Origin of the sequence: Sinorhizobium arboris LMG 14919 (assembly GCF_000427465.1) — a bacterium.
GTDB lineage: Bacteria > Pseudomonadota > Alphaproteobacteria > Rhizobiales > Rhizobiaceae > Sinorhizobium > Sinorhizobium arboris.
Map to the genome: position 1 here is coordinate 409683 of NZ_KE386497.1, position 23399 is coordinate 433081.

Sequence of the window (23399 nt, forward strand, 5' to 3'; positions counted from 1 at the left end):
GAATGGTCGAAGCCGTCAACAACCAGAACACTTCATCGCCGATCCGGAATGAGATGGACCGGCTGAACAATTCCAGCCTGCGGAAAGAAATCTACAAGGGGATTTTCGAGGGTTACAAGGATGACAAGCGCGACTTCCAAAGTATCGACGTTGCACTGAACCCGGACAAGTACACCGCAGAGCAGAAGTTGATTACGCTGCTCGATCTGCTTGAAGCACGCGAGGATTACGATCACTACGACGACCTGCCCAAGCGTTTCGGCGAAAAGCCGCTCAATCAGGATGAGATCTGGAAAGACCTGAACAACGCCATTGCCATTCTTGAGGCCGACCCGGAAGTGCAGTCCCTGCTTACAAAAAGGGTGTTCGAAGGCTTCAAGCACATCCTCACTACCGGCAACCGGGTGGCTCCTGACACGGAGACGGATGCGGCCAAGATCATCGACAACACCATCAAGCGTGATGAGGAAGTGAAGGACCTGCGCCTAACGCTGACCAGGAATTTTGAGAGCGAAATCGTCAATGGCGGCATACTCAACGATGGCCTGAGGTCGGGCAAGGACATCCAGACCATCCTGCAGGAGTACAACAACGCCCTTGCCTTCTATATGTCGGTGCTGCCGGAAGCCACGGTGACCGCCAATTCGGATAAGATCGAGGCTGCCTACAAAGAGTTCTACAACAAGGAGGTATTGCCGCGCCTGCCCGAATTCGCCGATGCCCTGGATGGTCTCACCGGCGCCAAGGGACTTGGATCGGTCACGCCGCAGATACAGGATAACCTCATCGCCAGCGAAGTCTTCGGCGAGGGATTGTTCGACTCCGATCTGATGAAGCAGATGGGCGATTTCGCCAATGGTAACGAGCGGACCGTCGGTGGACGGGCCATTCCAGAGGTCTCGAAGCTGGATACGCTGTTCCAGTCGGGCATTTATGACATCGCCTCCATGCGACGCCTGCTTACGGAAAAGCATCTGACGCGGGGTGACAAGCCCATTCCAAGCCTCGAGTCCGTCGCAGGCGAGACCATCGACCTTATCGCCAGCAACTATTCCGGGGCGGGCAAGGAGACATATAGAGCCGAACTCACCGCCCTCTTCCGCGAGCTCTGGGGTGATTTCGTGGAACTCGACGGCGGCGATGTGCGGGGCCTCGATGGAGCCATCGACCGCTACCTGCAACGCAACGGCATTTCCGGCGAGAAGGCCAATGCGCTCCGTGACGGCGCGAAGATGCTGTTCAACGGCGCGGCGCTTGCCTCGACCGCGGCGCGCAACAAGAACATGAGTACGGTGGAACTCTCCGCGCTGATGGTCATGAGCACGAAGCTCGCCGGTGACCATATGGGCGAGACTGGCGTCACCTCCGGTCAGCGCGGCGATGCCTCGCAGCCGGCGACCGATTTCAATCTGGCCTCCTGGGATGCTGTCGTCCGTAAGAACCACGACGTGACTGCTCTCAACAACGCCGGCGATATTCTCAGCGACTTCATCAAGCAAACCGATCCTCAAGCAATCGTCTTCGGTCCGGTACTTGAGCCGGGTGGGGTGACAAGCCTGTTTTCCGACGCCACCTCGATCATGGCGGAGAACCTGTTCGGCGGGGGAAACGAAAAGGCGTTCGCGCGCCAGACCTTCTCCAGCGACGTGCTGAACATTGTGGAAGGCCTGTGGGAGAAATTCACCAAAGGCGAGATTTCGGCACAGGAGCTGCCCGGCCATTTGGGCCGGCTGACACTTCAGATGAAGGCGCCGCAAGGCTCCGGGATAGGCGCCGGCGAATATCGCGAGGCGGTGGCGCAGGCGGTGACAGCGCTTCTGGACGCGGGCGCGCTGGTCTCGCGGGTGCAGCCGAAGACACTTGGTCAGGATCTCGTTTACCGCGACGCGAACGGGAAGTTCCATCGCAGTAGCGGCATCAATACCTACACGCCGCAGGAAATCAGCGCGTTGATCAGCATTGCCACCGGCTTGGCCGGGCGCGGCATAGCCAGCGGCGGCGGAACGCATTCCCTGGTCCGCGGCGACCGCCCGAGCCTCAACTCCTCACAGATTGCCGAAAAGCTGTTCGGAACCAAGGAACACGGCTGGAGTATCTCGGTGCTTGGGCGTTACGGGATGAACATCGTGGAGCAGATGGCGGGCAAGATAACCGACCTCGCCAAGGAACGTGCCCCCGATCTCGTTATCGGAGATCCCACGGCGTTTTCCAGCGCCAACACCGATCTCGAAGATCTCTTCGGCGATACCATCACCTCCATGGGCCGTTCCCTCTTCGGTGACAACGTCGACGCAGCGGGGCTCTTCAAAGGCAATGTGATGAGCATCATCTATTATGTTTGGTCGCTCAGCCGCCCCGGTGGTCAGGCCCAGACAGTAACGGACGCATTGCTCAAGAAGGTGGTGGACGAACGGGTGACGGAAGCCCCAAGCGGCACGTCACTGACAGAGTACAGGGAAACTATCGTCCGCTCGGTCAACGCCCTCATGTACGGCGCCCGCACGGTCTATGCCGGATTCAACTTGAAGTCGGGGGACAATGTCGGTCTCTCTGCCCTCATCCTCTATGCCGCCTCGACGGGCGTGAACATCCTGCAGGCGGTCGGCGATGGGCTCAAAGAGTCGGCGAAGGTCTCCAACAGCAAATTGAGCGACTGGGCGAAGGCCGCGCGGCGAGACTCCGCGGGACTGCTCAAGGCCGGCGTTAACGTCGCCAATGCCCTTATTTTTTCCGCCTGGCTACCGCTTGAGGCGCTTTGGCTGATCGCCGACGTCAAGAGGGGCGATCCGGTCAATATCAGCCTGATTTCGGTAGGCCTTGCTGCCGACACCATTATTGCCGGGGAAGCCATCACCAACATGGGAATTCAAATCGGCAACCTGATCAACCAGGTGAAGACTGGTGGAACGATCGGTCTGGGATCCGGCGGCACCCTTGCCCTTGCGCGCGGTTGGACGCTGGCCTTCGGCATGGCCAATCTGGTCTCCACCGCTGCCTGGATGGGCTATACAATTTACCAGGGCATCAAGGACAACAAGGCCTTCCAGAAACAGACGGAAGAGATGGAATCAACCCTGCGACGGCTGGTAGATGACCCGATCAAGTTCGCCCGCGGTGTTGAGATCGGGCCGATCAAAATCGGGGATGTAGAGAAGCACGAGGCGACGCCCATCGATTGGGAGTCCGTCATCGCACGCCAGATAGGGCGCACGCCCGCCTAACAGAAAAGCTTCTGGAGAACGCCGCGAACGAGTTCGGCTCGTCGAGACCGGCGCGGATTGTTCGCGCCAGCAGATGCAGTCTGGCAAGAAAATCGCGTCGCCGGAATTTTCGGGATGGTAGGCGACCTCATGTATCCTCCCTGAGGCGCAGCTTTCGATCCTGCTTTCTGGATTGAAAGCGCCGCCGGCGCGGCGCCCGCAAAGCCGGCGACGGCCTGAAATTAAAGCACGGTCGGCACGCACGCCATGACCGTTCCCTTCACAAAGCTCTGAGGACCGCGCACTACGCGATTGGCGATGTCGCAAGCGACGTTCTCGACTCGCCCTAATTGAGGAGAAAAGTGAGTTTGGCAGTGCTCTCGGCTGCCGGTCGCGATTTCGGCATGGAAGGCGCGCCTCTTGAGGAGACCTACAGGCGAGCCGCCCGGCCTTGGGTTTGGAGCGTGCAGCCGGTATGCGGGCCGGCAGATCAGAGAACTCCTGCACATGGCCATGAAGGTGGTCAGCCGAGATGAGTATTGTTCTCGCTCCTCATCGAGGGCCAACGCGTGTCGAGCGTCCCGATCGCGGCCCGCTTTAGGTTGCATAGAAGCCGCACCGGTGTTCGCGCCATTACAGACCCAGTCCCAAATAAAAAGACCGAGGCTCAGTTGGCTGAGGCACCGCCATTTCCTTTCCCGGCCCATTCCGAGATCTTCCGCCCAGCCGTGTTCTTTGTCAGGCGCCGTTTCGCTACGTCATTCAACGATACCCGACTTGAAACACATCCCATCCACAGCGCGGATCGTTGCCATTCAAACAAACAATTTTGGCAATCTTCCGAACGGCGATAAAGAAGGTTGTCTTTAATTGAAAGATAGAGGGCGAATGTCTTTCGCGAGCTCTTTTAGAGGGCGCGTGCTTTCTACGAAGCTGGGGCACCGCGTCGTGACGCCGAAGTTCGGCCGACCGGCGGAGTCTCCAATGCTGCGGATTACAACACTGTCCGAATGTCTATCCGTTGAGATCGATGGGTTTGCTTGAAACGGTCCACCGGCGGTCGACGGGGCATAGCGGCGGCGGCCGCCAAGGACCGGCAAATGGTTAGCTGCACGGTGCGCCGTCCACAGCCTCGCCTCCGCGGAACGAATTCGAGTTGGGGAGGCTGCCATGAAGTCCCTCCGGATCATTGTTCGCCGTCATGGTGGGTCAGAGGTCTTAGAAGCCACAGAGGAAGAGGCGCCAGAGCCCGGGCGAGCCTTGCATCGTCATCTTTTGAACTTATATTGCACTGCAACAATAGAGTAGGCCTGCTTTTCCAAGGCTGCATGCTCCCTTCACGCGAGGAGCACGCGCTCCCTGCGCAATGACCGAAGGATCATCTCATGACGAATTCAATACACCACAGAGACGCTTTCGACACGCGCGTGGGTCACGTTGATATAGGTGACACTGTCCGGCGATTCCGCGAAGCGGTAGGATATAGCATCGAGGACCTGGCCTTAACCTGCGGTCTGACTGGCGCCGAAATTACAAGGATCGAACAAGGTGCTGATGTCGATCCGGGCAGGCTCAGGCGCATTGCCGCTGCACTTCAAATGCCAACCTCCATGTTCCTGCTGAACTAGCGGAAAGGCCAGGGACTCCTTAGAGCCGGCATGCTACCCCTCAACCAACTGCACATGGAAGAACCTGATTAAGTGGCCAACAAACCACCGGATTCTGGCTTTACCTATGCTCCCGACTTGCCTCCAATTGAACAGGCTGCCCAGATCGAGCCCCGGGTACCCCGGATCATAGGGCAGCCGCAGCCCTCTTGCCGCACGCGCGTGATGAGCGTGCCTTTCGCTGTTTCCAGAGCCTCCTCCATCTCGGCTTCGGGCACTCCCGCATAACGGCGCGCCTCGCCTGGCCCAGCCCATCGGCGTTCGACGCAAGATGGTAACAAGAACAACTTCACTGTTGCACAATCCACGCCTTCACCGAGACCAGTTCCTGTTCGGTTGGCGCCCGCGGTAGGGAACTCCCGGCGTCGAGCATATCCGCAAAGATTTCCAGCCGGGAGCCGTCGATGTAGCGGCCGGAAAGCGATAACTGGAATACCAGCTGTTTGTCAGGATCGGTCCTGCCGAATGGAATGGCAGAACCGATCACGTGGCCTGAGGCGGTTCGAAAGCGGATTTCCGCGCCGAGCGGTAACGGGCCGGTGACGATATTGAGCCCCACGGTTTCGTCCGGCCGCGGCGCTCGCGGCAGGTTGATCACAATTCTGCGTTGTTGATCGGCCATCTCCGCTAAAATCCCGCAGCAGGCGCGCTGCCGTTATCCCTTTGCCAGCATTGCAAAAACACCGCGAGCGTGTCTGCGATCAACGGCATGACCCAAAACCGTGGGTCCGCTGCCTCGAGCGGCTCGGCTCAGAACGACCCCACCTGAATGTCGGTCAGTTGTGCCTTAGCCGGCATGCTGCCTTCGAGACGTTTGCCCGCTTCCGCGACCACAACGGCGAAGTCGATCGGTTCGCCCGCTTTGAGCCTACCATCGTCGATCAGCCTGTCGAGCGTCTTGTCGATTGGTATGGTGAAACTGACGGTGTCGGTATGATGATGACGGACACCGAAGAACTCGAAACTGCCGGCAAAATCCGGTCCGTCCGGGTTGAGATCAGGCGTCGTTCCCTCGGGGAAGATGAAAACGAGGAAATTCAGTCCGCCAACGTCCATCGGGGGCTTGATGCTGACCTTCGCGAATTGGCGCGACTGTTCCGAAGGCTTGGCGGCAACATCCACCAGTTCCTGCGAAACGGTAAGCTTGGCGGTCGCCGGTTCGTTTATGGCCACGGCCGCGGAGGCAGGCACGGCTGCTTCCAACGCCGGAATGGGGCTCGAGCGGCCGGCGATTGCAACCGGGATAACCTCTTCGCCGCTGCCAGCCTCATAATCATAGTCAAAGGCGCCGATTGCGAGATAATCAGCGGCCCTGGTCTTGTCAGTCACGGGGCTGCCGTCAGCGTTGACATAAAAGAGATAGGGTTCCGGATCGTACTGCCCCTGTTGGTCAGCGGTTGGCCCGACGGGCAGGCCCATCGCCTGCTGCTTGCGGGTCCAGACATCCCATAGCCGGTCGATGTTGCAATGATGCAGAAAGAAGATCGGGTCGATCGGCGACAGGTTCTGTGACATCAGCCCGTAGGGAGCGCTCTGGCCGCCCACGCTCATATGCACGCGGTTATGCGGCTGGCCTTCGAGAATAGAGAAGCCGACCGGTGCCACCTGGTGGCTGGACGATACCGGACTGTTGAAAGCGAGACCCGGAGCGCCCGCGTCATTGGCGAATTTTGTCGGCGCCAGCGACGCCTTGATGGTGTCGATGTCGACCGCAGTTTGGGTGGCGGGATTGAGTTTCGGATTCTGCGCCGTCAGGAAGCGGGCGTTCGGCTGATTGGCGAAGCTCGCCATCGCGTCGCTCCACAGCGCATCGAAATTGGGGTACCCGCGCAGGTTCTGCTGCTGCAGTTGGGCAGGGCTGAGACTGTCCCAATAGGCCTTGATCGGCGCCTGCATGATCTCCTGGAAGCGGTTGTGGTCGGGAATGTAGGCGGAGCTGTTGACGGGATCGAGAATCGTGCCAAACAGCGGCGGCAGGACCTCGGGATTGGCCGTCCAGTCCCAATATGGCAAGGCGAAATCCGGATTGCCGCTCAATTCGCGGCAAGTCTCCTCGAAATAGCCCAGATAGCCGCGGTGCCAGCTGGTGAACCACCAGTCGCCATGGGGGCAATCCATCAGGTGGATGAAGCCATTGCGGTACCAGTTGCGCGGGTCCGAAGGTGGAAGCTTCATCATCGCAGTGACGGCATCCATATAACTTTGCAGGTCCTTCTGCCCGCCGGCGCTGGTCATGTTCTTGCGCCTATGCTTGGTCGCCGCTCGCAGAATGCTCGGCGCGAAAAGGCCTGTACCGGCAGCAACGGCTGCACCTTTGACGAAAGAGCGGCGTGAAACCGTCAGAAATCGCGTGCGTGTCATCGAGATTATCTCCTGATGAGGTGTTAGTCCGAATGTCTTGCAGCTACGGCAAGGGGTGGAGCATCACTGCCGCACGGCATACCAGGAGGCGACGTAGCCGGCCGCAGCAGTCCCGTGCGAATGCGGAACGTCGCGGACGATGCTGCCGACAATGGCATCTCTCTGGTCGACGCCGTTCGGCCAGTTCGGCACGACGTAGCCGCGATAGCTGTAGATCCAGGTCTCCCCGGCCACCTCGCCCTTTCCGGTAAATTTGAGTTCGACCGGGTCGCCCATCCGCGCTGCGCCGGTCAGTTCCAACGACCAGCCGGGGCCGCCGATGGTTCCGCCAATCCTGCCGGGCGCCACCTCGGTCAGCACCAGCGTTCCCTGACCAAATTCCAGGGTGCTGAAATCGGCCGAAAGGTCGGGATTGTTGATCAGGCTCCGATAACTCCAAGTGCCGACGAAGCTCATATTTCCTCCCACATGGCGATCAGCTGACCTAATGATGGCCGGAAACGGTGCCGCCATTGCCGTCCGGCAGGGTAATCCTGACGTTCTGCATCATCCCCTGGTCCTCATGATCGAGGATGTGGCAATGCAAAACGAACTCGCCGATGTAGCGCTGGTAGCGCGTCCGCACCGTGATCGTGTAACGCGTCGACGGGTCGGTGCCGGGATTCTTGATCCACAGCGTGTCCTTCCAGACATTCTTCAGTCCCGGATATTGCGGGTCGCCGTCGTCGTCGGCACCAAGGGCGCTGACATCATTGCCGGCCGCATCGACGATCTTGATGATCTGGAACGGGTTGACATGGATATGGAAAGGATGGCTGACGAAATCCGACCGGAGCGTCCACTCATCCACGCCGTTCAGCGGCAGCGTCCGGTCGATGCGGTTGGCATCATAGGGCTGGCCGTCAATCTCGAAGAAGGTGCCGCCCGGCTGCTTCACATCGATATTGAACACCAGTTGCTGCTCGCCGGTGACCTCGCCCGGTTCGATGTCCGGATGCGGAACAAAGCTTGAAAGCCGCATATCGTTCTTGAGGTCGTCGATGACCTTGCCGGCAACATCCGGCGCCATCGTGCGCTCAGCCGCCGAAATCAGCCAATCCTGCAGATAGGTGCTGATCTCGCCATTGACGGTTTCGCCTTCCACTGCGGTGACAATGCCGAGAAGGCGGCGGCTCGGAGCAAGCTGGTTGACGCTCGCCGCTGCCGGCGCGGCGGCGTCGACGAGGCAGTAGTCACCCGCTTGCGGCAGCACCACTAAGGCATCAACCCTGTAGCCCGGCTGCAGCACCGCCTGCTGCCGCATCTGCACCTGCGCCATTGTCAGGCCGTCCTGGGCCACCACGCCATACGGAATGGGATCCTCGCCGCAATTCTGGTCAATCCATCTATCGGTGTCCGCCGCGGTAAGCGCGCGCAACGCGGCCGAGCCGGTCTTCCGGCGGATCTCGAAATTGATGGTGTCGCGAACTCCCGCATGGATCATCCGCCAGCGCTCGACCGACCCAGCCACCGCCGGCGCCAACTGGCCCAGCACCTGACCGTTGATGCTGGTAAAGCGGCCCGAGGCCGGCCAAGTGCCAGGTCCGAACTGGTCGTAGCTTTCGATGCCCCCCACCTGCCCTGGCTGGCAATCATAAGTGATGCCGCCGTCGCTGTCGGTGCAGGCATATTGGATCTGCTGTAGCACCAGGACCCGCTCGGCGATATCGGAGCCGTCTGGCTGCTTCAGCAGGCGGTCGATATCGCCGGTCTCCGTCGGGGTCGGCATGCGATCGCCACGGATGATCAGCGCTCCGGACATGCCGCTCGACACCTGCAATGCGGTCGAGCCGTGCAGGTGCGGGTGATACCAGAAGGTGCCCGCCGGATGGTCGGCGGGGATGTTGTATTCATACTGGAACGCAATGCCAGGGCGGATCGAAACCAGCACATTGTCGCCATTGCCCGACGGGTTTACCCAGAGACCGTGAGAATGCAGGTTCGTACCATTGAAGCAATGGGGGGTATTGGCACTGCCCCCGCCGATGCCGCAGGTCGAATCCTGAGGGAGCATGTTGTTCAGTGTGATCCGCACCGTCTCTCCCGGGCGCACATCGATGGTGGGCCCGACCAGCGGCGTGTCGACACCGGATGGGCTGGCTTGGCGGGTGTCCTGGTAGCCGCGAAGCCTCACTCGGTCATAGCGCGCGGTGGCCGGATTGTAGATCTGACGGTCGAGGTATGTGACGTTCATATCGAGCAGAACCTCGCCCGGAAAAGTCGCCCGGTCCTGCGCGAAGGTTTCCAGCTTCGCCCGCGCTTTGGCGACCGGCTCCAATATGTAGGCCGGTGGGTTGCTCACGGCCCTCGTCTCTTGAGCGGCAGCCGGTAGCCCATGGGTGGTGGCCGAAAGAATGCCCGCCACACCGAAAAGCGCAATTTTGTGAGATGCAAACAAACAAACCTCCCAAGCCTCTGCCTATAGTGCAAGAGCGAGACGGGCCGCATTGTCCATGACGTCAGTGATACAAACAGACTCTTAGCTTGAAGTCTGAATATCACTTTGTCTGTGCATGTTTATAGAAGGAGTTGCCCCACCTATCTTCTCACCACGGAGAAAATTACCCTCACAACCATGGACGGTTACAGGTGCATTACTTTTCAGCCTCGAAAACTATATAGCGCAAAGCGGTGTCTCGCACATCCCTGTAAAACTACTGGTTGCGCTAAAATCCGGGCTACAATGTTTTCGGATGCAAAATCCGCTAGCTCTCATGTTCCCTGTCAAGGCTGAAGGCGAGCGGCATCGGCCACTTGGCGCGAGCGTGCGAAGCAGTCCGATTGCTGAGGCTGCACAGGGCCGGGGGTGGAGCTCAGAGACGACGGTTGATCAGACTCTCATCCGCGGGTTGGGTACCGCCTTCCGTGTCTTCGTCTCGGGGCTGTCCTCAGTCTAGAGGGCGGGCGTCGAGCGGATTGGTCGGCCACAAACCAGCGACGGGAGTTCCCCACCGTGGCCCACCCCCGGCCCTGTGCAGCGGGCTGGGTCGAAACTCGGCTATGACGGTGCGACCTCCTGCCCGATAGCCCACAGGAAGGCGGCCATTGTTCCTCACATCCTTGATCGACCGCCCCTTCGCGTCGAACACGTCATCTGCGTCAAGACCTTGCGTCTTGACGAACAGAAGTTCGGATTTCGTCAGCACATCAACACTCCTGCAGGCGCAACCCGTCGGACTACCTTCCGCAGGCATGCCACTCCATTTGATAACCCGCTTCCCCGTCGCGCCCGTAGCACCAGCCTACTGCCTGGAGCTTCGCTCCGATGGCCTCTCGACGATCGCAGGCATGCCACGTCTCGCCAGCGTCGCCCGAACCGCCCCTGCAATCACCGTTCTGGTCATGCCATTGAGAAATTATCCTGGCTGGTTCGCGCGCCTTCCTGTCCGTCGTCAGAACTTTGCCGGTCTCCGACATGATCCTGCTTGTCGCGGGGTCCCAAATCAGCGAGAAGTCGGCTACTCCCGAAGAAGACTTCGCGCGCCTCGGGCTATGCGCGAACCATTCGACAACACCGCTGACGGTACACGTCGAGGCGCAGACCACCCGCTCTGAGCCATACTTCACACTGTAAGCCCGTTTCGGCCAGCGCTCCGCGAATGCAGCCTTTCCTTCAGGACCTCATCTCGTGAGACCGTCTTGCCGTAAAAGCTCACGCTGTCAGCGTACGCCGTGCTCATGAAACCCATTGCCTCGGGGTTGGCCCGCGACCACGCATCGTGATAGTCGGCAATAAACCGAAGTGCGCGGGCTTCCTCGGAGGGCGCGGCGATTGTCGGCCCCTGCTTAATTGGCGGGCTGTTTCCGGCGGCTGCCGTGACGGTCTGATTTGTGGCTGATACGGATGTCGTCACCCCAAACTGCGTCATCTCGCCGGCCGTCAGGTACCGGATGTCCGAACTGGGGATCGAAAGGCTCAGCTGCAGGAGCTTCGGATCGACCCCCATCTCGATGAGATATGTCATGATCTCCGCGGTCATGGCCTGAACAGCCGCGACCGCCTCGTGGCCGTCAAGCGCTGCGTCGCCCGAGAACGAGGATTGATGGACCCCGATGGAACCCGGTTCTGCTGTTCGCCTGGCACCACCCACGAACGCAAGCGCACACGCGGAGGCGCACTCCGCTGCCCGCAACTGGACAGTCTCAAGTCCGAGCACCCGGATCGTCCGCCCGAAGGCCATGGCCGCATGGACGTTTCCGCCATTGCTGTTGAAGGTCACGACTCGCGCGCCAGATTGAGCGACCGCGGCACTCAGCGCTTCAGGCCTGTCTCCGAACTCGAACTCGCCTCGAACCACAAGTACGGTCTCGCCGCCTTGGATTTGTAGCTCCTCGATTGAGACAGCCGCGTGCGTGTGTGGAATAACTACCATCAACCCGGCGAACAAACTCAAGACGCCCAGCCCAATACGCATGCCTCGCCCCCGAACACTCTTCCCGTTCTAGGAGAATATCGATGTCTTAGGCAACTGCAATTACCTTGTCTTGGGTGGCGATGCCACGGACGCGTGTTCTTGCAGGCGCGCCTGGAGACAATGCAGCTTGTAGCGCTACAGGCGGAAAATCCAGCCGGCGATCTGGGGCAGCGTCCTTGTTCCGCTCGCTGGACGTCGAGCGCGCAACGCGCGCCCTCGATTGGGCTCGCGAAATTCTGCGGGGACTCCGTCCCCCACCGTCTTGAAGCTTCGACCGCTGGCCGGGGCGACTATTCAGCCTAATCAATAACCTGGATCAGGCGCAGCTTCTCGCATGAAGCCGATTGATCGGAACGGGAGCGTCGTCCCCTGGGAAGCCGCGTCATTGAAGTCTGCACTTTCTTGGTAGAGCGCAACCTATGACAGAAATGGTGCCCCTGGCATCTGAAAGGATGTCTCAAGTTCCCAGTTCTCTTGCCAATCAAGACCGATTTCGAGGCCGACGCATTTCACCGCAAAGCCGGTTGCTTGTGACCATTCAAGGATGGCGTAGTTGCCGACATTGAGATTTCGGAACTGTTCGAAATGATCGCCGCGCGAAAATTCCTTGGGCCTTATGAGACGGCGTATATCGAGCGCAGAGACATTGACATGCTTCGCTCCCTGAAACGTGGTTTCGGCAAAACCGTGTCGGTGACCAAACAGAAAAATTGGCACACCTGGAAAATCGATTTGCGTTTTGAATAGCCGGTCATGGGTCACGACAACTGCTCGCTCTCTCGCCGTATCGAGCTGCTCCAAGACTTCGCTAAGTGCGCGACGATTTCGAACCAGCGCTTCTCCTGAAACGGCTGATCGTTGATGCACGTACAAGCTATAGGCGTCCGTGCTTTTCACTTCTTCAACCGCCTTGGAAAGCGCGGCGAGTTTCCGGCGGCGATCTGCGTCCAGCGCCTTGAGCTTCCTCTGAGAGGGCGGCCGCCGGCTTGCGGCCGTCAATGCGTCAACCGCAGCGGTGTACTCGGCCTCGACGAGGGACTTCCCCCGTCGTTCGCCGTTTTTTGCCTCGCTGAGAGAACGGATGATTTGCGAGTTGGCGTCGTCTACTTCTTGAAACAGACGCCGCGCCTCGGGGTTCTGTCCCCAATGGGCCGTACATCCGCTGAAGCCGACAAAGGCTATGGGACCAGATTCGAACGGGGACAGATGCAGATGGTGGCAAGCGTCGCCGAAGGAAGCGTCGTAGGCGAGTTTGTAATCCCAGTTTCCATAGACGTACAGCACCGGGCATCTGAAAGTAGCCAAGACATCGAATATCTGCTGGGCGGTATGCGAACCGATGTCTCCAGCAACGACGAGCGCGTCAAAGCTATTGGATTCCTGTGCTCGCATCTGCTGGACCGCCAGAAGGTTGTCGTGAATGTCTGAGAGAAGCAGGAACCTCATGGGAAGCCCGAATTGACGCGTGTGGTGGAATTAACTCGACGACGCAGCCGTAGCCGTCGCGCTTCCTATCTAAGTGGCTTGCCCTCGATCTCCAAGAAGAACAAACCGACGCATGCCCGATAGCGTCTGGGCGTCGGCGCAGACCGAAAAAGTAGCGCTGCATCAAAGCTCGGCTGTCAGTGTAGCCTGATAGGATGCCATCGCCCGACTTCCATTCGGGACCGGACATACTTCGCGTAGGATGCCGCGTCTTTCGGCCGTTTCGCGAGGTGTCGAGTCCTGTTGCAGTGGTGGCAAGCAGCGACGACGTTTCGCTCGACATCGGCCCCGCCTCTGCCTCTTTCATGAAGATGCTCCGCGGTGCAGCGGTATCGCAGCGCTTCCCTTGACGATACCGAGAAGCGCTCAATAAATGCCGTTGGGTCTCCGTCCCACATGGGTTCTCGGCAGTAGTAGCAACGCTCGTTTTGACCTTGGGCGGCTTTGTTCCTGAGCTTTTTTATCTTGCGGCTGTTTCTCATGAGGCCACGTCCTTTGCTTCATCTCTGAAGCGGACGTGCAGCGAACCTTAGAAAGCCCGCCCCTCAGTTGGGAGGAGAATCCTCGCTAAATGCGCCACTCCGCAGTCTTTGAACGGTGTGAGCGCCATATTGGTCAACTCACTGGCGAGCCTTGATCAGCCCCAAGCAAGCTTAGGCTTGCTTCCGCTGTTTCAAGCTAGACAAAGCGTTGTGATTGTCAACTGCCGCGCTTTCGCTTCGGCCGGATCGCCGTGTCTGAAAGAGATTCTACCTGACCCGGCATTCTTGACGCGTATTTCCGCCCGTTCGACAGCTGCAATAGCAAGGTCAGACCCTCCTTGTTAAGAATCACCGCAGTTGAGGTTGAACTTCCCCCAGTTCTCGCGATGACGAAAATCGCCTTGTCTGGCAGATACGGCCTCGCAATCTATAGAGCGGTCAGCGCGATGTGGGCCCCGAGAACGAAAGGACTTGCGGCGCCGATCATGTCGCCGACTTTCAACGGGGTGAGGCACACCGCTGCGCGGCGCTCTATGCCTGCGGCAGGGATCCAGGTTTCATCAGTTTCGGCCGATTTCCGGTAACGATCGGCTTACAGGACTGCCCTGACGGTCATCAGCATGACTGCCGCTAGGTACGCCCTAACCCTTGCGCTTGATGTATATCCCCGCTACTATATTCGAATATTCTGCGCTGCATATCGCGAGGAAAAGTCATGGCTCTCTACATCCGCGACGACGATGTTGATGCGCTGGCAAAGAAGGTCCAGCAGGTCACTAAGGCCCCGACGAAGACCGAAGCGGTCCGGCGCGCCCTGCAAAACGAACTGGCGCGAGCGGAACAAGCTGTACCACTGAAAGAGCGAGTCAAAAAGATTCAGGACAGTGTGCGAGCCAAGATGGGACCCAACACGCCAGATTTCGACATGAAGAAGTTCACAGACGAGATGTGGGAAGTTTGATGTTCTTGGACGCATCAGCAATCGTTGCCATCCTGGCTGGCGAAGAAGATGCTGGTTACCTTCTCGCCAAAATCGAAATGTCAGAAAAGCCTAAATTTTATTCGCCGATCTCGATGTTCGAGGCCGTGATCAGTTTAGCCCGGATAATCTCGATCTCACATTTTGGCGATCAGGCCCCTACCCCGCCCGAGTTGATCGATCGGGTTCAAGAGGACGTAGGAAAGTTCATGGAAACTATCGGCGCCCGCGAAATGTCGATGAACGGCTCCTTGCATGGCAAGGCTATTGAAGCGGCTCGCAACTATGGCCGCTTTGTCGCCCATCCGGCACGGCTGAATTTTGGTGATTGCTTCTCCTATGCCTGCGCCAAGGAGTACCGCCTCCCCCTACTCTACAAAGGAAATGACTTTTCACAGACTGATATAGAAGCAGCTTAGGTCGTGCCCACGTTGGGTTGGGACGGGGGACGGCTCCCCTTTCGCAAGCCCTTCCTACTGCCCCTAACGAAAACCCCTCATGCTGCCGAATTGACATCCCGGCTCACTACCATAAGTGATGAGTGCGGATAACGCATGAAACCTGCGGTGTCTGCCGCGTGTTCTGTGGCCTGCCGCAATGAACGAGTCGGGGGGATTATGTCAAAGAGAACTGCCGCCCTTCTGACACTCACGATTTTAGCGGCGTGCCAAGCAGCCGCACCACAACAAGCCCCGGTTCCATCGTCCGCGTGGGCCGAAGAAAAGTGGTCGACAGGATGCCAAGATGACCAAAGGGATCCGTATGGCAAGCTTATCGAGCGCGAAAAGTGCTGGGCGATGGTGAGCTACCACCAAACGACAGACTTCGGTCTACCCATCGGCGTCGCGACGATCTTTGAAATCGATCATCGTGGCCCGCGTCTCACGCAAAATTCTGAGTTCGACGCAGATATTTGCGACGAAAAACCCATACGCGTTGCAGTGGACGGACGACGCATCGACCAACTGCCAATGCAGCAACGGATCGAAGCTGTACTGGCCGGACAGCGACTCGTGCGGGAGGCAGACCGCGAATGGCCCCATTGCAACGTGTACGATGAGACCACGACTGTTTCGGGTGCGAGACAGGCCTACGATGAAATGACGCGGCTATGGGTTGCCCGGAAGTAAGGCGTTATCCGTGCATAAGGTCGGCCTGCACGCTCAGTCCAGGCGGGCGCGTCGTTGCGCGCTGCTGAATGAAGAATCGAAAGGAGCCGTACACACCCGGTCCATTTGCCGCTTACGATGCAAGGTCAATTTCTACCGGCAGTTGCGGGATTTAGAATGATCGATTGATTCGCATGAATTAACATGCCGCAACGCTTTGCGAATGGAGGAGGCGATTTTGGATCCTGAAGCTTTGGCTGCCGCGAACACTATGTTCGACTTCCTATCGGAAACGGCAGGGGCAAAGAGCACGGACGATATCCTGGCGCCGCTGGATAGAGCCGCACGCCATTTTGGCTTCAACTGCTTTGCGATCTCCGGCATACCATTGCCCAATGAGCGCATCGACTCCTACTTCATGTTGAATGGCTGGCCGGCCGGGTGGTTCGAGCATTATCTAGCGAACAACTATGTTCATGCCGACCCGGTCATTCATCTTAGCAAGATGCAGGACAACGCATTCGTATGGTCGGAGGCATTGCGCGATCAAGAGCTCGGGCGTCACGCACGGCGCGTCATGAACGAAGCGACAGAGTTCCACATGAATAACGGATATAGCGTGCCACTGCATGCTGCCGGCGGGTTTCAGGCGATTGTGACTTTTGGTGCGGAGAAATTGGATCTCTCGAGTGCCGCGCGAGGGGCCTTGCACATCATCTCGATTTACGCTCACAACTCCCTACGCAGTCTGATGATGCAGAAAGCGAGTTCGATGGATCGAAGCCTGCTGAGGATTACGGCCAGAGAGCGTGAGATCATTCAGTGGTGTGCGGCAGGAAAAACGGCTTTCGAGATCGGAGAGATTCTCGGGCGCTCGCACCGAACCATTCAAAACGAGATCATGAATGTCCATCGCAAGCTCAACGTCGTCAATTCCGCGCAAATGATAGCCGAGAGCTTCCGGTTGGGAATTCTCCGATAACTGAGTAAAATTACTCATTTAAGCGATAGAGGAACTATCGCATTCTGCCCCGGAACGAGGGGTGGAAATGATAAAGCTTTGTATCGGTCGATCGGCTTCCAACCGCGACGTAATGGAGAAAATCTGGCGGTTTCGGCACGAGCAATTCGTGGAAAGACTCGGCTGGGAGGCCATTTGCAGGGACGACGGTCGAGAAATCGACGAGTTCGATGGCGACGGGACACTGCACCTTGCACTTTTTTGCGAGGACCGGGTCGTCGGTTACTCGCGATTGCTCCCTACCTTGGAGCCACATCTTCTTTCTGATGTGTATCCTGAGATCATGAACGGGGGGGCCTGGCCGCGCTCACCGGAGATTTATGAGTGGACGCGCTGTGTCGTGGCTGAAGGCGAGATCCTCATCAATCAGATACCGGCTTCGCACGTGTTGATGACCGGGGTGATGGAATTCTGCCTGGTTGCGGGCATCGCTTCGCTGATCGTCGAAACCCATCCGAAATTGGTCAATCTCCTGATTTCGACGGGGTGGCAAGTCACCACGCTTGCTTTGCCTTCGCTGCGCGACGACGGGTTGGTTGTACCAATCCAGGCAAGACCCACCGCGTATGGCCTGATGCGACACCATCGTCTTTATGCCCTGCAGGGCAGCACGCTCCTCTTGGAACCTGAGGTAAGAAATCCGCTTAAACCCGATCGTTCCCTAACGCACTTGCCCTATCTGGCCCCGGGCAGAATTCGCCCAACCAAAGCCATACTTGAGGAGAGCGCCGATGCGTCCAATTGAGGAAATTTCGGATGAGGATAAATCCGAATACATCAAGGCGCTGGTAGGGGCGGAGGCAGAGAACTTGATGCAAATAGTCATTTGCCTAACGAGAACCAATCGTTCCCAAGATTTTGAGTTGCTGCTCTACGTCCTCGGCGTTCTCCGGCTGGCATGCAAGGACCCGGCCGCGGTTGACGAGCAGCTTTCCGGACGCCCATTGGTTTGAGGTGTGGCTGCTCCTGCAATCGCAGAAAGGCCAGTGCCACGGCGGTCGCATGTGTTCTGATTGCTAAGCAGGATCCGACGCCTCCGCATAAGCGCGGGGTTTGGCACGATACATCACGAAGGGGCACTATGTTCGACGCGCGCGAAAAGATCGGACTCTTCATCGATGGAGCGAATTCTATGCGACCCCAACGGCTTGGTTTCGACATCGATTATTGGTTGGTGACGGCCTTCCAGAAACGCGCCTATGGAGGGTAGGCCATGTCTTGCGTAAAGGTCGAGTGACCGCTTTCACCCCCCGAGACGATCGATCAACGATCGATGCGACCGCCGCCAGTCCGCCTTGAAGGGATACGAACCGAAACCTCATGATTTATGGAAGGCGGCATAAGGCTCAATTATGGACTATGCTACCGACGCGTCATGATCCAGATTGCCGCGGGGACAAAAGTGTACCTGGGTTGCCGGCCGGTCGTTATGCGCCGTGGGTTCGATGGTCTCTCGGCGGAGGTCGTCAACACATTGAATGAAGGCGGCGACACTCGGAAGTGCCGGGCCGCGGCCCGGTGGCTGTGACCTTTCTCGACAAATACAATGACACGACTAGCGGATGTGGCTTGCCGATGGTGTCCCTCGCGTCAAAGCGAGGGAACCACAGAAAACCCCGATTCGTGAATCTGAAATCCTAAAAATCGCGACCCGCTTTAGGTGGTCGAAGCCGCACCGGTGTTCGCGCCATTACAGACCTAGTTCCAAACAAAAAGACCGAGGCTCAGTTGACTGAGGCACCGCCAATTCCTTTCCCGGGCCATTCCGAGATCTTCCGCCCAACCGTGTCCTCTGTCAGGCGCCGTTTCGCTACATCATTCAACGATACCTGACTTGAAACACATCCCATCCACAGCGTGGATCGTTGCCATTCAAACAAACCGTTTTGGCAATCTTCCGAACGGCGCTAGAGAAAGTTGTCTTCAACTGAAAGATAGAGGGCGAATGTCTTTCGCGAGCTCTTTTAGAGGGCGCGTGCTTTCTACGAAGCTGGGGCACCGCGTCGTGACGCCGAAGTTCGGCCGACCGGCGGAGTCTCCAATGCTGCGGATTGCAACAGGAAATCCGTCAGGCAAATTCAGTCAACGGAGCGGAACATGAGCAAATATGCTTGCGAATTCGTCGGAACCTTCGCACTGATTTTCCTCGGCTGCAGCACGATTGTCTTTATGCATTCGGAGGTGGGCCCCCTGGGCATCGCTCTCGCCTTCGGCTTGTCGGTTGTGGCGATGGCCTATACGGTCGGCCCAATCTCCGGCGCGCATCTCAACCCGGCCGTCAGCCTCGGTTTCCTCGTGTCACGGCGACTTGGACCGGGTGACTTCGTCGCCTACGTCGCCGCCCAGTGCGTCGGAGCGATCGCGGCGGCAGGCGTGCTTTACCTTATAGCAACGGATAAAGTCGGCGGCTTCGATATCGCCGTAAACGGTTTCGCTCAGAACGGCTGGGCAGCCTACGGGGTGTCCTCTGCGTTCCTGTTTGAGTTCGTTGCCACGTTCCTGTTCGTGACCGTAGTGCTCAGCTGTACAGCAGAGGCCGGCGCTGGCGCGCTTGCCGGGTTGGCGATCGGCCTTACCCTGGTCGCGATCCATCTTGCCGGCATCGCGGTATCGGGTTCTTCCGTGAACCCGGCCCGCTCTCTCGGTCCGGCGCTCTTCGCAGGAGAAGCCGCAGTCGATCAACTCTGGCTCTATATCCTCGCCCCTATGCTAGGGGGCGCTGCGGCGGGCCTCCTTCAGTTGAGTGGGGCCCTCGCCCCTGGATTGTCACATCGCCCACGCAAGCTCAATTGCACTGCCCACCATCCCGCTGCTCAATCCAATTAGGGGCTTGTCCGCAAACTTTTGTCGCTAACCGGGCCATGATTTCTTCCGGAAAAATCGGCGATGCGATTTGTTGGAGTAGGGTTCATGCCCCCCAAATACGACTGCCGAAAAGATGAGGCGTCAGTCAAAGGATGATTGTAGCGGAAGTGTTCCAAAGGCTAGCGCATCAAAGCCGAACTAAGGCGAGCCCTGTTTCAAGGCATCGACCTTTCTCGCCTGCCTGATCGTCAGCATGCTTGTGGTTGCGGGCAACGTGCCGCAGCAAACATCGGTGCGTGATGTGGCGCTCGCCGGATCACGTATTGGGAGGGAACGGGATCGCAGTTTGCTGCCTTGTCACGACCGGTCGCCGCATTACGCCAACCCGCCTTTCGGCGCGTCAGCACTTTGCGAGCAGCAGTAAAGATTTGACAAGCTGCCCCCGATAGCGCGTGCCAGGACATCGTGAATGAGATGCCGCCCGCAGCGATTGCCATCTCTCGAATACACGGTGAGAACCGCCTCGAGGTACAAAGTGTCAACGTGGCCCTGCATCGGCTCGGTGGTCGCTTCGAAGATCAATCAGCTGGGGACGCTGCGCCGGCCAAAACAGATGTGGCGAGCGTTTTCGGCGTGTGAGGCATGAACGGTGTCGAACACCATCTACCCGAACTGTTGATGAGCGGTATTGAATGATTGGAAACCACTGATCGGAGCGAGGAACAATGGTAACGATTCTTCGGGGTGATGGTGCGGAAATTTATGAGACGAAGGGCGGGATCACCGTCACCCGGCAGCGCCGGCCGACGCCGTATGCGGATGCGGTTTCGTCCTATATCGACAAGCTCGATGAGCGCCGCGGCGCGGTCTTCTCGTCAAATTACGAATATCCCGGCCGCTACACCCGCTGGGATACCGCCATCGTCGATCCGCCGCTCGGTCTGTCCTGTTTCGGTCGCGATGTATGGATCGAGGCCTACAACGAGCGCGGCGAGGTCATTCTCGGTTTCATCGCGGAAAAGCTGAAGACGGTTTCCGAATTGGTGCTTGGCGCTTCCACGGCCCGCCGCCTCGACCTGACTGTGAAGACGCCGGATCGCCTCTTTGCCGAGGAAGAACGTTCGAAGGCGCCGACGGTCTTTACCGTGCTGCGGGCAGTGACCGATCTCTTCTACTCGCAGCCCGATACCAGCATCGGCTTCTACGGCGCCTTCGGCTACGATCTCGCCTTCCAGTTCGAGGCGATCGATCTGAAGCTCAAGCGTCCCGCCGATCAGCGCGACATGGTGCTTTATCTGCCCGATGAAATCCTTGTGGTCGACAACTACGCCGCCAAGGCCTGGGTCGATCGTTACGATTTCGCCAAGGGCGGCGTCTCCACCGAAGGCAAGTCGGGCGAGATCGCCGCCGAGCCCTTCCGCCAGACGGACGCCATTCCGCCGAAGAGCGATCATTGGCCCGGGGAATATGCCGAGCTGGTGGTCAAGGCGAAGGAGAGCTTCCGCAAGGGCGATCTCTTCGAAGTCGTTCCCGGCCAGAAGTTCATGGAGCGCTGCGAGAGCAAGCCTTCCGATATTTCCAAACGCTTAAAGGCGACGAATCCCTCGCCCTACTCATTCTTCATCAATCTCGGCAATCAGGAATATCTCGTCGGCGCTTCGCCGGAAATGTTTGTCCGCGTTTCCGGCTGCCGCATCGAAACCTGCCCGATTTCGGGCACAATCAAGCGCGGCGACGATCCGATCGCCGACAGCGAGCAGATCCTGAAGCTTCTGAACTCCAAGAAGGACGAATCCGAGCTCACCATGTGCTCGGACGTCGACCGCAACGACAAGAGCCGCGTCTGTGTGCCGGGCTCGGTCAAGGTCATCGGCCGCCGCCAGATCGAAATGTATTCGCGGCTGATCCATACGGTCGACCATATCGAAGGGCGGCTCCGCGACGACATGGACGCCTTCGACGGGTTCCTGAGCCACGCCTGGGCGGTGACCGTCACCGGCGCGCCGAAGCTCTGGGCGATGCGCTTCATCGAGAACCATGAAAAGAGCCCGCGCGCCTGGTATGGTGGAGCCATCGGCATGGTCGGCTTCAACGGTGACATGAACACCGGACTGACGCTGCGTACGATCCGCATCAAGGACGGGATCGCCGAGGTGAGGGCGGGCGCGACCCTGCTCTATGATTCCAATCCCGAAGAAGAAGAAGCCGAAACCGAATTGAAGGCCTCAGCCATGCTTGCAGCCATTCGCGATGCCAAAGCCGCCAACAGCGCCCGGGCGGCGCGCGATGGCGCGCCCGTCGGCGCCGGGGTCAACATCCTGCTCGTCGATCACGAGGACAGCTTCGTCCACACGCTGGCGAATTATTTCCGCCAGACCGGTGCGACGGTCACTACCGTGCGCACGCCGGCGCCGGAAGAGGTCTTTGATCGTCTGGACCCCGATCTGGTGGTGCTGTCGCCCGGCCCCGGCAATCCGAAGACCTTCGACTGCAGGGCGACGATCAAGAAGGCGCGGGCGCGCGACCTGCCGATCTTCGGCGTCTGCCTGGGCCTGCAGGCGCTCGCCGAGGCCTATGGCGGTGACCTCAGGCAGCTGGCCGTGCCAATGCATGGGAAGCCGTCGTGCATCCGCGTTCTAGAGCCCGGCGTCGTCTTTTCCGGCCTCGGCAAGGAAGTGACGGTCGGCCGTTATCACTCGATCTTTGCCGATCCCTCCAATCTGCCGCGCGAGTTCACGATTACGGCCGAAAGCGAGGACGGTACGATCATGGGCATCGAGCACGTGAAGGAGCCGGTGGCGGCCGTGCAGTTCCACCCGGAATCCATCATGACGCTCGGCGGCGATGCCGGCATGCGTATGATCGAGAATGTTGTCGCGCATCTGGCGCGGCGGGCGTAAACGAAGGCCCCGTGACGCAAAATCATAGCCACTGCTGCTTGGATAATGCCCATGCACCAGAAAAAAGAGGGCTTCCTCCCTTTGTGTGGTGGTCGGCATTTTTCGATCGGCATCATCCGTGCCGGCGCCGTTGATGCCCATGATGCACCAGCGTTCGCGCCTACGTACCGTGAGTCGAGGCCGTGATAAATCGTCCGACTGCCTTAGGCCTTGTGGACATTCTTGAGGTTGACGACGTCTTCGCCGGAGCGTAAAGCCGGCAGGAATTCAAAGGCAACCGCCTAGCGGCGGCGCGGCGGCTCGACGCGCGGTCGATCTTTTCGAGCTTCTTAACTCGCCTTTGACCTTGCAAGGCGTGAGAGGCGCGCGCTCGCGCAGCTCCGCCGCCACGGCGCTGACCGGTCCTGCCCCTTCCATCACTTCAGCGACGGCCGAATGTCCAGCCATTTCGCCGACATCCTGATCGAAATAGCCGATCGTCATGCCCTTCTCGACCGAAACCTGCCCCTCGTCGGGCAGTTCCTCGCTGGTGGTCATCCGAAAGTTCGTCGTCTTTCCCACCCCCCTTCGGGCCGACAAGACCAATCTTCTCGCCACGGTTCAACGCTGCTCAGGCTTCAATGTAGAGGATGCGGTGGCTGTTGGACTGCTGATATTATCGAACGGATCCTGGGGAAGACGGCCTGGTTGATTGCCGGCACCCCTAGCCACGGGCTGGTTGCAATTGTCACGCAAACCGGCGCATTCTTCTCGATTCCTGAGCGTATGGACCGGGTGGCTGCCCTCCTGCCCTGAGCCGAAAATGAAAAGCCTGCTGCGGGAGGAGGTGCGGCAGGCTTTCCGAAAAGAGCTGAACAGCAATTGGGAGGAGGAGTGGGCCGCGTGAAACACCGAAACTCTGCGCGAGGAGGTGCATTACTTCGACGAAGACAATCA

Annotated in this window: 17 protein-coding genes and 2 pseudogenes; 11 read left to right on the plus strand and 8 right to left on the minus strand. The window is 58.8% G+C overall.

Translation table 11 applies throughout. The features are described 5' to 3' along the window. The first annotated feature begins 2 nt into the window (after positions 1-2). Together SINAR_RS0130850 and SINAR_RS0130860 are read left to right on the plus strand one after the other, a co-directional pair. The gene (locus SINAR_RS0130850; RefSeq protein ID WP_028002623.1) at positions 3-3221 is read left to right on the plus strand and encodes a hypothetical protein; all 3219 of its coding nucleotides are present in this window, start codon (positions 3-5) and stop codon (positions 3219-3221) included. A 1364-nt stretch (positions 3222-4585) separates the two neighbouring features. Next, a complete protein-coding gene (locus SINAR_RS0130860; RefSeq protein ID WP_028002625.1) occupies positions 4586-4828 on the plus strand; it encodes a helix-turn-helix domain-containing protein in 243 nt (80 codons plus the stop codon). Positions 4829-5156: 328 nt separating this feature from the next. Here the strand turns inward: SINAR_RS0130860 and SINAR_RS0130865 are convergent, their stop codons facing one another. The 7 genes from SINAR_RS0130865 to SINAR_RS1000000138595 form a co-directional block, all read right to left on the minus strand. After that, complete coding sequence (locus tag SINAR_RS0130865; RefSeq protein WP_028002626.1) at positions 5157-5489, minus strand: hypothetical protein; 333 nt, start codon at positions 5487-5489, stop codon at positions 5157-5159. Between the two features lie 128 nt (positions 5490-5617). Beyond that, positions 5618-7228, minus strand: a complete 1611-nt coding sequence (locus tag SINAR_RS0130870) for a tyrosinase family protein (RefSeq protein ID WP_028002627.1) — start codon at positions 7226-7228, stop codon at positions 5618-5620. Between the two features lie 63 nt (positions 7229-7291). After that, positions 7292-7684 (minus strand): hypothetical protein, encoded by a 393-nt coding sequence (locus SINAR_RS0130875; protein ID WP_028002628.1) that lies wholly within the window; start codon positions 7682-7684, stop codon positions 7292-7294. 28 nt (positions 7685-7712) lie between these two features. After that, the gene (locus SINAR_RS0130880) at positions 7713-9665 is read right to left on the minus strand and encodes a multicopper oxidase family protein (RefSeq protein WP_028002629.1); all 1953 of its coding nucleotides are present in this window, start codon (positions 9663-9665) and stop codon (positions 7713-7715) included. Positions 9666-10830: 1165 nt separating this feature from the next. Beyond that, positions 10831-11682, minus strand: a complete 852-nt coding sequence (locus SINAR_RS1000000138010; protein ID WP_234710696.1) for a COG3904 family protein — start codon at positions 11680-11682, stop codon at positions 10831-10833. Positions 11683-12099: 417 nt separating this feature from the next. Beyond that, a complete protein-coding gene (locus SINAR_RS0130890; RefSeq protein ID WP_028002630.1) occupies positions 12100-13128 on the minus strand; it encodes a metallophosphoesterase family protein in 1029 nt (342 codons plus the stop codon). Between the two features lie 176 nt (positions 13129-13304). Beyond that, entirely contained in the window at positions 13305-13649 is a 345-nt protein-coding gene (locus tag SINAR_RS1000000138595; RefSeq protein WP_150852058.1) for an HNH endonuclease, read from the minus strand. 715 nt (positions 13650-14364) lie between these two features. On the opposite strand from SINAR_RS1000000138595, the gene SINAR_RS0130895 reads away from it, so the two are divergent. The 9 genes and pseudogenes from SINAR_RS0130895 to SINAR_RS0130940 all read left to right on the plus strand — a co-directional run bounded on the left by SINAR_RS0130895 (position 14365) and on the right by SINAR_RS0130940 (position 22463). Continuing rightward, on the plus strand, positions 14365-14610 hold the full coding sequence (locus SINAR_RS0130895) for a type II toxin-antitoxin system VapB family antitoxin (RefSeq protein WP_028002631.1): 246 nt from the start codon (positions 14365-14367) through the stop codon (positions 14608-14610). After that, entirely contained in the window at positions 14610-15047 is a 438-nt protein-coding gene (locus SINAR_RS0130900; protein ID WP_050577625.1) for a type II toxin-antitoxin system VapC family toxin, read from the plus strand. The genes SINAR_RS0130895 and SINAR_RS0130900 overlap by 1 nt, the downstream gene beginning before the upstream one ends. Before the next feature lie 135 nt (positions 15048-15182). Continuing rightward, entirely contained in the window at positions 15183-15758 is a 576-nt protein-coding gene (locus SINAR_RS1000000137020; protein ID WP_150852059.1) for a hypothetical protein, read from the plus strand. Between the two features lie 217 nt (positions 15759-15975). Beyond that, the gene (locus tag SINAR_RS0130910; protein ID WP_028002634.1) at positions 15976-16719 is read left to right on the plus strand and encodes a helix-turn-helix transcriptional regulator; all 744 of its coding nucleotides are present in this window, start codon (positions 15976-15978) and stop codon (positions 16717-16719) included. Between the two features lie 67 nt (positions 16720-16786). Beyond that, on the plus strand, positions 16787-17503 hold the full coding sequence (locus SINAR_RS01000000134300; protein ID WP_167333626.1) for an acyl-homoserine-lactone synthase: 717 nt from the start codon (positions 16787-16789) through the stop codon (positions 17501-17503). Continuing rightward, positions 17490-17711, plus strand: coding sequence for a hypothetical protein (locus tag SINAR_RS0130920; RefSeq protein ID WP_028002635.1), 222 nt, complete (start codon positions 17490-17492; stop codon positions 17709-17711). Before SINAR_RS01000000134300 ends, SINAR_RS0130920 begins: the two co-directional genes overlap by 14 nt. A 128-nt stretch (positions 17712-17839) precedes the next feature. After that, positions 17840-17959, plus strand: a pseudogene (locus SINAR_RS1000000138015) (LabA-like NYN domain-containing protein); the annotation flags it as partial. A gap of 896 nt (positions 17960-18855) precedes the next feature. Next, on the plus strand, positions 18856-19584 hold the full coding sequence (locus SINAR_RS01000000134305) for an MIP family channel protein (RefSeq protein WP_050577626.1): 729 nt from the start codon (positions 18856-18858) through the stop codon (positions 19582-19584). A gap of 704 nt (positions 19585-20288) precedes the next feature. Next, complete coding sequence (locus SINAR_RS0130940) at positions 20289-22463, plus strand: anthranilate synthase (protein ID WP_028002637.1); 2175 nt, start codon at positions 20289-20291, stop codon at positions 22461-22463. Between the two features lie 120 nt (positions 22464-22583). Here the strand turns inward: SINAR_RS0130940 and SINAR_RS1000000137030 are convergent. Then, a pseudogene (locus SINAR_RS1000000137030) lies at positions 22584-23094 on the minus strand (ATP-binding cassette domain-containing protein); the annotation flags it as partial. Positions 23095-23399: the final 305 nt, after the last annotated feature.